Here is a 14,409-nt window from a genome sequence, read left to right as displayed (position 1 = left end):
CCCGCTTCAAACATCGACATCGGCAAGGTTGCCCTTGCTCTCCAGCCACTGACGCCTCTGCCCCGATTCGCCTTTACCCATCAGCATGCCGAACATCTTGCGGGTGGCGTCCAGACCCGGTGCGCCGTAAGCGACGGGTAGCAGGCGACGGGTATCGGGATTCATGGTGGTATCCCACAACTGTTCTGCACTCATTTCGCCCAACCCCTTGAAGCGGCTGATGGCCCAACTGCTTTCACGCACGCCATCGCTGCGTAATTTTTCAAGGACAGAGTCCAGCTCTGCTTGATCCAAGCAGTAGATCTTGCGCGCCGGCCGCTTACCCGCTGCGGGGACATCCACGCGGAACAAAGGCGGCCGGGCCACGCACACATGGCCAGCCTCAATCAGACGAGGAAAATGGCGGAAGAACAGCGTAAGCAGCAATACCTGAATGTGTGAACCATCCACGTCGGCATCCGACAAAATGCAAATGCGGCCATAGCGCAGCCCGGATAGATCAGGGTGGTCGTCAGGCCCATGCGGGTCAACACCAATCGCTACGGCGATATCGTGAATCTCCGTATTGGCGAACAACCGGTCGCGATCCACTTCCCAGGAATTCAGCACCTTGCCGCGCAGCGGCAGAATGGCCTGGAATTCTTTGTCGCGCCCCATTTTTGCCGAGCCGCCGGCAGAATCCCCTTCCACCAAGAACAGCTCAGTGCGTGACACATCGTTGGATTCGCAATCGGTCAGCTTGCCGGGCAAAACGGCCACCCCAGAGCTTTTACGCTTTTCAACCTTCTGCGCCGAACGTGCCCGGGCCTGGGCTTGCCGGATGGCGCTTTCCGCCAGCTTGCGGCCATATTCCACATGGCCGTGCAGCCAGAGCTCCAGCGTGTTCTTCACGTAGCCACTGACCATGCGTACGGCATCGCGGCTATTGAGCTTTTCCTTGATCTGGCCCTGGAACTGAGGGTCCAGCACCTTGGCCGACAGCACAAAGCTGGCCCGCGCAAACACATCCTCCGGCAACAGCTTCACCCCTTTGGGGATGAGGCTGTGAAGTTCTGCAAACGACTTCACCGCGTTAAACAAGCCATCGCGCAGCCCCGCCTCGTGGGTGCCGCCACCGGTTGTGGAAATCAGATTGACATAGGATTCACGCACGGTCGGGCCGTCGGCGGTCCAGACCACCACCCACTGCGCGCCTTCGCCCTCGGAATAGGTTTCGTCATCGGGGCCAGCATAATGACTTCCCTCAAACGCCGGCACAATGCGTTCAGCGTCGCCCAGCGCCTGCTCGAGATAACTGCGCACGCCGTCGTCATACTGCCACGACTGAACATCACCGGTTTTTTCATTGCGGAACTCAAAACGCACACCAGCGAGCAGCACGGCCTTGCTGCGCAAGCTGTGCATGAGATCAGCCAGTGGAATAACGGGAGAGTCGAAATATTGTGCATCGGGCCACACTCGGACACACGTGCCTGAAGCGCGGCGCGGCGCGGTGCCCACCACAGCCAAGGGAGTTTCAACTTCGCCGCCGGCAAACACGATCTCATGAACGCTGCCATCGCGTGTCACCCGCACTTCCATGCGTCGGGACAAGGCATTCGTGACCGACACGCCCACGCCATGCAGGCCCCCCGAGAACGCATAAGCACCCCCCGTTTTTTTGTCGAACTTGCCCCCTGCGTGCAAACGTGTAAAGACCACTTCGACCACAGGCGCCTGCTCCTGTTCGTGCAGCCCTACCGGAATGCCTCGGCCGTCATCTTCAATCGACACGCTGCCGTCAACATGGAGCGTGACACTAACGCAACGCCCAAAACCGGCCAGCGCCTCGTCAGCAGCGTTGTCGATGACTTCCTGAATGATATGCAGCGGATTTTCGGTGCGGGTATACATGCCGGGGCGCTGCCGGACCGGTTCCAGGCCTTTTAGCACCCGGATCGATGCTTCATCGTAGCGGGATGTGGACAATTTGATTCCGTAATTTGATCGTCAGGGAAAGGCGTATTTTACGATTCCCGCGCCAAGCGCGTTGTGCGAGGCCTCGTAGCTAGTGGTATGCTTGCAAAAAAACAGGGAAGTTCCATCTCATCACACGCCCCAGTGCGTGGGCTTCCCCAGCCTGCTATCAGGCTCAAGCCTCTCTCTTATTTCATCTTACAAATCCTTCCTGCCATGACAGACTCCATTAAAAATGTAACGGACAGTTCATTCGAGTCCGATGTATTGAAATCAGACATCCCCGTATTGGTGGATTACTGGGCTGAATGGTGCGGCCCCTGCAAAATGATTGCACCGCTGCTTGATGAAGCAGCCAAGGCATACCAAGGGCGTGTTACAATTGCCAAGCTCAATGTCGATGACAACCCCGATACCGCCGCTAAGTTCGGCATCCGCGGAATTCCGACACTGATGCTCTTCAAAGACGGCAAGGCTGCCGCTACCAAAGTCGGCGCCATCTCCAAATCGCAACTTAATGCATTCCTGGACGAATCGCTGTAAATCACGGAACAGAACATCTGTTCCAGTAATTAAGTCGCGCGGGCCCTCTCCGGGCTCGCCAACCACCACAACCCTTCACCCCCCTCTCTTCACCATCCATGCACCTCAATGAATTAAAGGCACAGCACGTTTCGCAGCTGCTCGAAATGGCGGCCAGTCTGGACATCGACAACGCCAGCAGGCTGCGTAAACAAGAACTCATGTTCGCCATCATGAAAAAGCGCGCCAAGCAAGGCGAGCAGATCTTCGGCGACGGCGTTCTGGAAGTGCTGCCCGACGGGTTCGGCTTTCTGCGTTCCCCCGAAACTTCGTACCTTGCCAGTACCGACGACATCTATATTTCCCCTTCCCAGATCCGCCGCTTCAACTTGCATACGGGCGACTCCATCGAAGGTGAAGTTCGCACCCCCAAGGATGGCGAACGCTATTTTGCATTGGTGAAGGTGGACAAGGTCAACGGCATGCAGCCCGAGGCCATCAAACACCGCATCATGTTCGAGAACCTCACACCGTTGCATCCCAACGAGGTACTCAGGCTCGAACGCGATATCAAAAGCGAAGAAAACATCACTGGTCGCATTCTCGACATCTTCGCGCCCTTTGGCAAAGGCCAGCGTGCCCTGATCGTAGCCAGCCCCAAGTCCGGCAAGACGGTCATGATGCAGCACATTGCCCATGCCATTACCACCAATAATCCGGACGCTGTAATGATTGTCCTGCTGGTGGACGAGCGCCCTGAAGAAGTGACAGAAATGCAGCGCACCGTACGTGGTGAAGTTGTTGCATCCACCTTCGACGAGCCTGCTACCCGCCACGTGCAGGTGGCTGAAATGGTGATTGAGAAAGCCAAGCGGCTGGTCGAACTCAAAAAAGACGTCGTGATCCTGCTGGACTCGATCACGCGACTGGCACGGGCCTACAACACGGTCGTGCCGGCGTCTGGAAAAGTTCTCACAGGTGGGGTGGACGCCAATGCCCTACAACGCCCCAAGCGTTTCTTTGGCGCCGCTCGCAACCTGGAAGAAGGCGGCTCTCTCACCATTATCGGCACCGCCCTGATTGAAACCGGCAGCCGTATGGATGAAGTCATTTATGAAGAGTTCAAGGGCACGGGCAACAGCGAAGTGCACCTGGAGCGCCGCCTGGCCGAGAAGCGCGTGTACCCGGCCATCAACCTTAATAAGTCCGGAACCCGCCGGGAAGAGTTGCTCATCAAACCCGATCTTCTACAAAAGATCTGGGTCTTGCGAAAGTTCATTCACGACATGGACGAAGTCGAAGCGATGGAATTCATCCTGGATAAGATCCGGGCAACCAAGACCAACGCCGAATTTTTCGACATGATGAAGAAATAAGCATGGGATTAGCGAAACTAGATCAATTCCTAACGGGCATACAAGCCCGCGACCCACATCAACCTGAATATATGCAGGCAGTCCATGAAGTCATGGCAAGCCTGTGGCCTTTCATAAAACGCAACCCTCAGTACGCCGAACAAGGTTTGCTCGAACGGCTGGTTGAACCCGAACGGGTGATCCAGTTTCGCGTTACCTGGGTAGACGACCAGGGTAAAGTCAACGTCAATCGCGCCTACCGCATCCAGCACAGCTCGGCCATCGGCCCCTACAAGGGCGGTATGCGCTTCCATCCCTCCGTCAATCTCTCCATCCTTAAATTCCTGGCTTTCGAGCAAACCTTTAAAAACGCCCTCACCACCCTGCCCATGGGCGGCGGCAAGGGCGGCTCCGACTTCGACCCCAAGGGCAAGTCCGATGCCGAAGTCATGCGCTTCTGTCAGGCCCTGATGCTCGAATTACACCGCCATCTTGGCCCCGACACAGATGTGCCAGCAGGCGATATCGGGGTCGGTGCACGCGAAGTCGGTTTCATGACCGGCATGATGAAAAAGCTGTCCAATTCGGCCGCCAGCGTTTTCACCGGCAAGGGCCTGACCTTCGGCGGCAGCCTGATTCGCCCCGAAGCAACCGGCTACGGCACCGTATACTTCGCTGAAGAAATGCTCAAGCAGTCGTCCCAGTCTCTGGAAGGCTTGAAAGTCGCGGTATCGGGTTCGGGTAACGTCGCTCAATATGCCATTGAAAAATGCATGCATATGGGCGCCAGAGTCGTTACGGTTTCCGATTCCCAAGGTACGGTCATTGATCCGGCGGGCTTCACTCCCGCCAAGCTGGCTGCTCTATGCCATATCAAGAATACTGAGCGCGGCCGCATCGAAGACTACGCCAAAGAATTCAAGCTCACTTACGAAGCCGGCAAGCGGCCCTGGCACGTGCCCGTAGATGTCGCCCTGCCCTGCGCCACGCAAAACGAACTAGACCTCGAAGATGCACGTACGCTCATTAAGAATCGTGTACGCTGCGTTGCAGAAGGGGCCAATATGCCCACCAGCCTGGAAGCCGCTCATGCGTTTATCGAGGCAGGTGTTCTGTATGCGCCTGGTAAAGCGAGCAATGCCGGCGGTGTGGCGGTTTCGGGTCTGGAAATGAGCCAGAACGCACAACGACTTTGCTGGACACGTGAACAGGTGGATTCACGGTTGCGCAACATCATGCGCAATATTCACGAAAACTGCCTGCATCACGCCCCCAAAGGCAAGACAGTCAATTACCTAGATGGCGCCAACATTGCAGGCTTTGTCAAAGTGGCTGACGCCATGCTGCAACAAGGCGTTTACTGAGCCATCTTCTTTAAGAAGCGGCAAAGGCGCCTTTCAGGGCGCCTTGCCGGCTTTACCTGCAGCGTTTGAATCCACCACGTCGATCTGTGGTGCGTCAAAACTTCCCTTGACTTGATACTCTATCGTCATGGCCTTGCTCATTGGGCTTTTCAGCAACCATTGTGTAAGGAAGGCCCCCACACCCACCAGCGGGTTGACCACAATACCCGCCGCAATGGCCGCGCCACTGACATCCAGATTAGGCACGACAATCGCGTATAGATCCAGCCCTTCCTGCGGAAGGTCGACGTCGCCTGCGATGATGATGGTGGCAACCGGCCCGGTGACGCGATAGTTCTCGCTATGCATAACACCGTTCTCCAGCTTGATCTGCCCGAGTAAGGTATCAAAGGGAAAGCCTTGTTTCAGCAACCCTGCGGGGTTCCAGTTGAAACTGGCCAGGCGTTGTACCGACTGCAGTGACAACACCTCCAGCAGACGCGCGGAACGAGAGCCCATACTGAGAAAGCGTCCTTTGGAGAACTCCACATCGAGATCACCCTGCAAGCCAGAAAGCTCAAAGCCCCACGGGAGGTCGCGCCACTTTACCGTACCTCGCACATGGCCATGGCCGCCCTCCATCACACCGTTGAACCCTATGTGCGCAAGATAGGCGCCTAAATCATCAAATAGGGCTTCGGCTTGCAGGGTCAGACCGCGTCCAGGGCCATCCAACAACCACATACCATTGCCTTGCAAACTCGCATGTGGGCCAGATAACTGAAGCTGCTCCAGCCTCCAGCGCCGTCCCTGCGCCTCGTTCACCCCCACCACGGACAAGGAGCCGATCTCGCGCCCGGACACGCGCAGGCGGTCGATTTTCAACTGGATCCCGGGAAATTTGATGTCATCATCCAATTTGAATGAAACAGCATCTTTGTCGTTCTTTTTTAGCGTCGGCGCTGAACGCTCCGCACCTATTGCCAGGCGTTGGAAATGGGCATCGATATTCCCTTGTATATGGCCGCGCTTTTCTTGCCAGAACAAAGTGCCTGCCGTCTGCGTAGAACTGACATCCACCCGCCAGCGGTCGCCTTGCGGCCGTCGCGCGGTAAAGGTGAGGTGGTCGAGCTCTGTGTTAAAGACCCGTGCTTTATCGGCCTGCAGGCGTATATCGCTCACGGACGGAAAGAGTGGCCGGTTGCCGGCCACGCTGTTGGCGCCCAGCCCATCCATTTTCTTGCGCCAGATATCCAGATCAAGTAACGGCGCTTGAAGATCCACGGCCAGACCACTTGCGGGCAGCTCGGCCTTGCCGTTCACGCTTAGTGCGGCAGAATGAAAAAAACTGTCCTTGTGCTGCTCATTATGCGCAAACACAGCTTGAATATTTTCTGCGAGCTCAACCTTTAAAGTGGCATCGCGCTTACTCGATGCAGGCTCCCATTCCGCCCGCAATGGCCAGCGCCGCTCGCCTGACTTAAAAAATGGGTCGGGCAGGTTGATAGTCAGGCCTTCGAGCGCTGATTTCAGTTCCATGCCATACGCCCCCTTGGCGCTACGCTTCAAACTGAGGCGGTAGTCGGTCGCGCCCTCCAGCACCCCATTCAATTGGCCGTCCAGGTACTCATTCAAGCCCGTTGCGCTCAATCGCCCTTCAAACAGCAGCGCTTTATGCTCCCGGCCTATCCCACCGCCGATGGTCACCGGCCCTCCCAGCACCTGCCCCTTGAGACCTTGCGCGCTCAAGTGCTCTTCACTGAAGGCTAGCCTTCCTGTCAGGCCCGACAGGGCTGGGAACGTATCATCCAGCTCCAGCCCCCCTTGATCGAACACCACCTCGCCCTCCACCCGGCTGTCATCGGTGTTCAATAATGGAATCGTGAGCGCTATCGGTACTTGCCACTGCCCCTCACCTCTGGCTGCATCAAACATACCGTCTAGCAGATCACCTAAGGGAGATTCCCGCATTAATGCCAAGAAAGCGCCTGCTTCAGCCTGCCCGTGACCCTTCACCTCCAGCACGGAGTCGTACTCGATATTCGGAATGCGGGCGTCTACGTCGCTCAGTTGAATCGTCTGGCCACCAGGGCGCATCTGCATGGTGTCGGCTCGTATCGTGAGGTCAACCTTATGCAACTGCGCATAGCCGTCTAGGTTCTCCAGCCGCGGCCAACCTGGCTCCCCCACCACAGCAGCCGGCGCATAATCAATGACAGCGCCTTTGACTGCTCCCCCTAGTATGAAATCACCGCTATCCGGCTGTTCTCCAAAAGGGAAATACGCCATGTCTCCTTGCAGGCGTACCGGTGCTTCAAGCAAACGCCCTGCCAACAAGCCATGACGCAACCATATGCGAGCATCATCATTTACCACGGCAGGCAAATAGCGAACGATGGCGGCAAGCTCCGCCCGCTCAAAACGGCCTTGCAGGTCAATCAAGCCCGCATCACCGCCTTTCTCTTGCCAGTTTCCCTGAACGACAAGATCCATATCGGCATTGCGCACTTGAGCATGGTCGAATTCCAGCCGCAAGCCCGTGGCCGCATCGCGCTGTACGCCGCTAAGTACCGCCACCTCATCAAACAGCAAAGGCGACTCGAAAACCTCACCGGCTTCCACCTGAAGGCCTTTCATCTGTACTGCCACACGTACGGGTGAATGCGGAAGAGCCGTTTGTGATTCCCTGTGAGCGGATCCGGGAGAAAACGCCTGTTCCAACGCCGCCCATTCCCCCGCCACATAGAGTCGGGTCGACTCGGCTGCCACTCCCAACTCCGACGCCGATCGCCACACACCATTTTGCACAAGGACTTGCGAAACATGGCGCCCCAATTCCCCGCCCGTCACTTGCTGCCAGCCCCGCCAACTGACCCGGCCTTGTTCCAAGAGGCTGTATACGTCGAGCCAGGGCTGCCAGCCGGCGGGCTGCATCTGCTCCACGTTGATGTGAAACAAGCCGCTGATGTCTGCTAGTGACAGCGGGCGGTTGTCATGCAGCGTGACCTGGGCCCGCCCCAGCAGCATGAATGATGTGCCCAGGTCGGCCGGCGGGCGCGCTTTGATGGACACCACATAATCCGCCCCCTCGGTGCCCAGGCTCAAATCCACATCACGCAACTCCAGGGCGGGTGCGGCCCGCATTTCATCTCGCCATACAATGCGGGCGTTGGTAAAGCTGACATGGCGCTGTTCAGACAACCAATGCAAAAGCCCGGCCTCTTCGCTTGTGTCCTGTTGGTCGGTAGCCTCCAGCGCATAGCCCATGAGAGAGATACGATCCTGGGTGTCGCGGCGCAGAGACAGTGCCACACCGTCCGCATTGAGTTCCAAGAAACGTGGAGAACGCGTGAACAGGCTGGACCACGACACGACTGCGTTCAGCGTCGGCACGCTGAGTAACAGCCGGCCCTGTTCATCGCGTAAAGTGGTGTTGCGCAGACTGATGCTGGGATGGCGCCCCCGCCATTGGGCCGTGATCTGGCCAAGCTCCACTTGGCCGGGCAGAAGCTCAGAAATTTCACGCTGTAGGGGTTCGCGCCACTGATCAATATTGGGCAGAACCCAATAACGAATGCCAAGAAAGGCCACACCCAGGAAGACATAGCAGCCCAGCGCGATAAAACCGATCCATTTGCACAGGCGGCGTAGTATTTTCTGCACGGTGGTGTGCGGAAGGCTGGTTTACAGTATCTTTCGATACTGGCATCGCCTTTCCGGTTCAGTTTCCTTCGTTATGACGCAGACCATTATATTAGAGCCCGCCCTTTCCTGGTCAGGCGCGTTACGGCGCAAAATCGACGCTCACCCTGAATTCGGCCAATGGCTGGAGCACGCAGCCGCTCAGCCTGTGGACGCCCGGCGGTTGACACAATGGTTTGTTGAGTTGGGCGGCCTGCCGGACCAAACCATGGAAACCGAAATTTTGCGGCGGGTATTACGGCAGTTGCGCCAGCGAGTGTTTTACACGCTGGCAGTGCGCGATATCGCCGGTGCAGCGCCACTTCAAGAGGTCTTAGGCGCAATGACAGCCCTGGCAGACCTGGCAGTGGAACAGGCTTATCGGTGCTCGCTCAGCAACCTGGCAGATATTTACGGCATCCCGCATGACCCTGAAACTGGTAAACCCCAAGAACTGATTGTGGTCGCCATGGGTAAGCTTGGCGGGCAAGAACTTAACGTTTCCTCTGACATCGACCTCATCATGCTTTACGGCGCAGACGGCGAAACGGCAGGCCGCCGCCCCTTGAGTCATCATGAGTTCTATGCTCGCCTGACCCGGCGCATGATGCCTTTGCTTTCGGAACTCGATGCCGACGGCCAAGTGTTTCGCACTGATTTGCGCCTGCGCCCGGACGGGGATTCCGGCCCGCTGGCCTGGAGCCTGGCAGCGCTGGAAAATTACTTGGTTGCTCAAGGGCGGGAATGGGAACGCTACGCCTGGATCAAGGCCCGCACCTTACGGCTTAAAGCCTTTGAAAACAGCTCCCCCATGGCGCAATGGCAGCAACTGGAAGCCCTGCGCACGCCTTTCGTTTACCGCAAATACTTCGATTTCGATGCCCTATCGGCACTGCGCGAACTGCGCGAACGCATTCGCCAGGATTGGCAGCGACGCGCACTAGCGCGTAGCGGTGTCGATGTCACCCACAATATCAAACTGGGCGAAGGCGGCATCCGCGAAATTGAGTTCGTCGTGCAATTGACACAGCTGATTCGCGGCGGTCGTCTGCCGTCTTTGCAGCGTGCCAATCTGCTTGCCGCACTGCAAAGCCAGCAGGCCTCCGGCGTGATTGACAGCACCATGGCCACCAAGCTGAAGGATGCCTACGGCTTTTTGCGCCGGGTAGAGCACATGCTGCAATATCGGGAAGATGAACAAACTCATCTTCTACCTCGCACTGCAGAACTGCAAAATGGGCTGGCTACCGCAATGGGCATGAGCCTGGATGAGTTCGAACACACGTTGCACGCCCACCGTCGTCAGGTCAGCGCCGCCTTTCAGGATGCTTTCCGCATTGCGGGAATGTCCCACACTCCGGCAGACGCCACGGCGAAGTCTGCACCCGTGCCTGATCCGGCAAAAACAACCGCCCCGGCAGCTGGCGACCAAGACATGACTGACTTTATTCACCAGCACATGGGGGAACAAGCTCAGGCGGTATGCGAAAGAATGAACGCCATGCTGGCCAGCCCCCGCATCCGCAGCCTGCCTAATGTCAGCCACAAGCGGCTGAACACATTACTCCCAGCGCTGCTGGCTGCCGCTGCCGACACAGACAGCCCTGCCACCACCGCAACGCGCTTGTTCGACCTGGTGGAGCACATAGCCCAACGCAGCGCCTATATGGCCTTGCTGGCCGAATACCCGGAAACCCTGGCGCGGGTTACACGCATCGTCAGCGCCAGCCCCTGGGCCTCGCAATACCTGAACCGCTTTCCCGTGCTGCTTGATAGCCTGATCGAGTGGCGCTCCCTAATGCAAGAGCCCGACTTCAAGGAGATCCGCACACAACTGGCGCGCGAGCTTGACGCCTGCCTGCTGCCTGATGGCAGGCCCGATGTCGAGCAGCAGATGAACCTCATGCGCGACCTGCAACACCAGATCAGCTTTCAATTGCTGGCTCAGGATCTTGAGGGACTTTTGACCGTCGAAACGCTGGCCGATCACTTGTCGGCCCTGGCCGATCTGCTACTGGACGAAACCATTCAACGCGCCTGGCCTCTGGTTCAGCCACGCGGCGCCACCCACTTCGGCCCGCCCCGCTTCGCTGTCATAGCCTACGGCAAACTCGGCGGCAAAGAAATCGGTTACGCCTCCGACCTGGATCTCGTCTTCCTGTATGACGACCCAGACGACGAAGCCGTTGAACGTTACGTGAAACTCGGACGCCGCATGGTGTCGTGGCTGTCCGCCATGACCTCATCCGGCCGGCTCTATGAAATCGACCTGCGCCTGCGCCCCGATGGCGATGCGGGTCTGCTGGCCATCTCCATGGACGGTTTCGCACGTTATCAGCGTGAGCACGCCTGGATATGGGAACATCAAGCTCTTACCCGGGCACGCTACTGCGCGGGCGACCCCACGCTGGGGGAGCGCTTTGAAGCGGTACGGCGCGATATCTTGTTGCGCATACGCGAAGCCGAACCACTGCGGGCTGCGGTGCGCGAAATGCGCGGAAAAATACGGGCTGGCCACCCCAACCACAGTGATGACTTCGATGTGAAGCACGACCCAGGCGGCATGGTGGATATTGAGTTCATCACTCAATATCTGGTTCTTTTGCATGCCCACAAACACCCTGAACTGCTAGGCAACCTGGGCAATATCGCACTGCTAGGCCTGGCCGCCCAAGCTGGGCTGATCCCTGACGACCTGGCCGGGCAAGTCGCTGACGCCTACCGCCTGCTGCGCCGCCGTCAGCACGCGCTGCGCCTGCAAGGAGCAGAAAAAGCGCGCGTACCAAGCGACCAGTTGGTGCAAGAACGCGCCGCTGTTCAGAAATTGTGGAATCTGGTCCTTGAACAGTGAGCAAAAAATAAAAGGGGTCTGTCCCGGTTTTGCAAACCAAAACCGGGACAGACCCCTTTTGACCACTTTTACTGCAAAGTGCGTTCGAACACGAACTTATCATCCTGCCAATCGACCGGAATCACATCTTTTTCGCCAAATGTTCCATCCAGCACCAGTCGCGCGACAGGGTTCTCAATATGCTGCTGAATCGCACGCTTCAAAGGCCGCGCCCCGAATACCGGATCGAAGCCTGCGCGAGCCAGTTGCGCCACGGCGGCATCGGTGACTTCCAGCGTCATTTCACGCTGTGCCAGACGTTCCGCCAGACGCTGCAATTGAATGCGAGCAATCGACTCGATGTGCTTGGGATCCAAGGAATGGAACACCACCACTTCATCAATGCGGTTGAGGAACTCGGGGCGGAAGCTTTGCTTGAGCTCCGTCCAGATCACTTCCTTCACCACATCATAAGGCTGACCGGCCATGCTCTGGATGTGCTGCGACCCCAGGTTGGAAGTCATGATAATGACGGTGTTGCGGAAATCCACCGTGCGCCCCTGGCCATCGGTCAGACGCCCATCGTCCAGCACTTGCAGCAAAACGTTGAATACGTCGGGGTGGGCTTTTTCCACCTCATCCAATAGAACCACGCTATAGGGCTTGCGACGTACGGCCTCAGTCAGATAACCACCTTCTTCATACCCCACATAACCCGGAGGCGCACCAATCAGGCGTGCAACCGAATGCTTTTCCATGAATTCACTCATGTCGATACGGATCATGTGATCTTCCGAATCGAACAGGAAACTCGCCAGCGCCTTGGTCAGCTCTGTTTTGCCCACACCGGTCGGCCCCAGGAACAGGAAAGACCCATAGGGGCGTGACGGATCAGACAGCCCGGCGCGCGAGCGACGAATGGCGTCTGCTACCAACCTTACGGCTTCATCTTGCCCCACCACGCGGTTATGCAGGTGCTCTTCCATCTGCAACAGCTTTTGGCGCTCGCCCTGCATCATTTTCGCCACCGGAATGCCCGTTGCTCGCGAAACGACTTCGGCAATTTCCTCGGTACCCACTTCAGTGCGCAGCAGTTTGGGCTTTTCTATGCTCTCCTGTTTATCTGCCTCAGCCGCTTTCAGGCGACTTTCAAGCTCCGGCAGACGCCCATATTGGAGCTCGGCCAGCTTGTCGAACTGCCCCTTGCGCTGCATTTCCGCCATTTCTGCTCGCAGACGCTCGATTTCTTCCTTAATGGACTGTGAACCCTGAACGGCCGCCTTTTCAGCCTTCCAGATTTCCTCATAATCGTTGTATTCGCGTTGCAGCTTGACGAGTTCTTCCTCAATCGCCTGCAGACGGCGCTGCGATGCATCATCCGTGTCTTTTTTCACCGCCTCACGTTCGATCTTGAGCTGAATGATGCGTCGATCAAGCTTGTCCATGACTTCCGGCTTGGAATCAATTTCCATCCGGATACGGGCTGCGGCCTCGTCGATTAAATCGATGGCCTTGTCGGGCAGGAAGCGATCCGTGATGTAACGGTGAGACAGTTCCGCCGCTGCCACAATCGCCGGGTCGGTAATCGCCACGCCGTGGTGCAGCTCATAGCGTTCCTGCAAACCGCGCAAAATGGCAATGGTGGATTCCACATCGGGTTCGGACACCAGCACTTTCTGGAAACGACGTTCCAGCGCTGCATCTTTCTCGATGTATTTGCGGTATTCATCCAGCGTTGTTGCGCCAATACAGTGCAGTTCACCACGCGACAATGCCGGTTTAAGCATATTGCCGGCGTCCATCGCGCCCTCGGCCTTACCGGCCCCCACCATGGTGTGCAGCTCGTCAATGAACACAATGTTCATGCCGTCGTCCTGAGACAGCTCCTTGAGCACCGCCTTCAACCGCTCTTCGAACTCACCACGATACTTGGCACCGGCCAGCAAAGCGGCTAGGTCAAGCGACAACACTCGCTTGCCCTTAAGCGTTTCAGGCACTTCGTTATTGACGATGCGCTGCGCCAGCCCTTCCACAATGGCGGTTTTACCCACGCCGGGTTCGCCAATGAGCACCGGGTTGTTTTTAGTGCGACGCTGCAGAATCTGTATGGCACGACGGATCTCATCATCCCGCCCAATAACCGGGTCGAGCTTGCCCTGACGGGCGCGTTCTGTCAGGTCAGTCGTATATTTCTCTAACGCCTGACGATTTTGCTCTCCCGCCGGGTCAGTAATGGAACTGCCTCCGCGTACGTCGTCGATCGCCGCTTCAAGCGCCTTACGTTGCAGGCCCGCCTCACGCAAAATACGACCCGCCTCGCCCTTGTCGTCGGCCATGGCCAAAAGAAACAGCTCGCTAGCGATGTAGTCATCGCCTCGCTGCATTGCTTCTTTTTCAGTGCGGACCAGCGCCGCCTGCAATTCGCGACTGATCTGGATATTACCGTCGGCTCCCTGCACTTGCGGAAAGCCTTCAATCAGCTGATTCAGCGCGGGTATGACGCGATTGACGGCCACTCCTGCGCGCGCCAGCAAACTGGAACTGCCGCTGTTAGTGTCGCTAAGTAATGCAGCCAGCAAATGAGCCGGCTCAATGTAAGGGTTATCATTTCTCAAGGCTAGGCTTTGCGCATCGGCAACGGCCTGCTGAAAACGTGTAGTAAGTTTGTCGAATCTCATGACTGTGTCTGCCCCGGTGGGATGTCACTATATATATGGATGCT

The 14,409-nt window shown here is 57.3% G+C and carries 7 protein-coding genes; 4 read left to right on the top strand and 3 right to left on the bottom strand.

Features of this window, described 5'->3' with window-relative positions:
* Positions 1 to 6: 6 nt before the first annotated feature.
* The gene (locus tag VRY85_RS09310; protein ID WP_414598313.1) at positions 7 to 1,968 is read right to left on the bottom strand and encodes a DNA topoisomerase IV subunit B; all 1,962 of its coding nucleotides are present in this window, start codon (positions 1,966 to 1,968) and stop codon (positions 7 to 9) included.
* 204 nt (positions 1,969 to 2,172) lie between these two features.
* Between VRY85_RS09310 and trxA the strand changes: the two genes are divergently transcribed.
* From trxA to gdhA, 3 genes are all read left to right on the top strand, one after another.
* On the top strand, positions 2,173 to 2,499 hold the full coding sequence (trxA, locus tag VRY85_RS09305; RefSeq protein WP_414598415.1) for a thioredoxin TrxA: 327 nt from the start codon (positions 2,173 to 2,175) through the stop codon (positions 2,497 to 2,499).
* Positions 2,500 to 2,597: 98 nt separating this feature from the next.
* Positions 2,598 to 3,854: a transcription termination factor Rho gene (gene rho / locus VRY85_RS09300; RefSeq protein WP_414598312.1), complete on the top strand. Its 1,257-nt coding sequence runs from the start codon at positions 2,598 to 2,600 to the stop codon at positions 3,852 to 3,854.
* A gap of 2 nt (positions 3,855 to 3,856) precedes the next feature.
* A complete protein-coding gene (gene gdhA / locus VRY85_RS09295; RefSeq protein WP_414598311.1) occupies positions 3,857 to 5,197 on the top strand; it encodes an NADP-specific glutamate dehydrogenase in 1,341 nt (446 codons plus the stop codon).
* 33 nt (positions 5,198 to 5,230) lie between these two features.
* On the opposite strand, the gene VRY85_RS09290 is transcribed toward gdhA, so the two are convergent.
* Positions 5,231 to 8,839 carry a YhdP family protein gene (locus VRY85_RS09290; RefSeq protein ID WP_414598310.1) on the bottom strand — a complete coding sequence of 1,203 codons (3,609 nt, stop codon included), beginning with the start codon at positions 8,837 to 8,839 and terminating at the stop codon, positions 5,231 to 5,233.
* A gap of 73 nt (positions 8,840 to 8,912) precedes the next feature.
* Between VRY85_RS09290 and glnE the strand changes: the two genes are divergently transcribed.
* Entirely contained in the window at positions 8,913 to 11,708 is a 2,796-nt protein-coding gene (gene glnE, locus VRY85_RS09285) for a bifunctional [glutamate--ammonia ligase]-adenylyl-L-tyrosine phosphorylase/[glutamate--ammonia-ligase] adenylyltransferase (RefSeq protein WP_414598309.1), read from the top strand.
* Positions 11,709 to 11,776: 68 nt separating this feature from the next.
* On the opposite strand, the gene clpB is transcribed toward glnE, so the two are convergent.
* The gene (gene clpB, locus VRY85_RS09280) at positions 11,777 to 14,365 is read right to left on the bottom strand and encodes an ATP-dependent chaperone ClpB (protein WP_414598308.1); all 2,589 of its coding nucleotides are present in this window, start codon (positions 14,363 to 14,365) and stop codon (positions 11,777 to 11,779) included.
* Positions 14,366 to 14,409 lie beyond the last annotated feature (44 nt).

Origin of the sequence: Achromobacter sp. F4_2707 (assembly GCF_047501535.1) — a bacterium.
GTDB lineage: Bacteria > Pseudomonadota > Gammaproteobacteria > Burkholderiales > Burkholderiaceae_B > Yanghanlia.
Note: the sequence above shows the minus strand (reverse complement) of the source record. Positions and strands in the feature narration are given on the sequence as shown.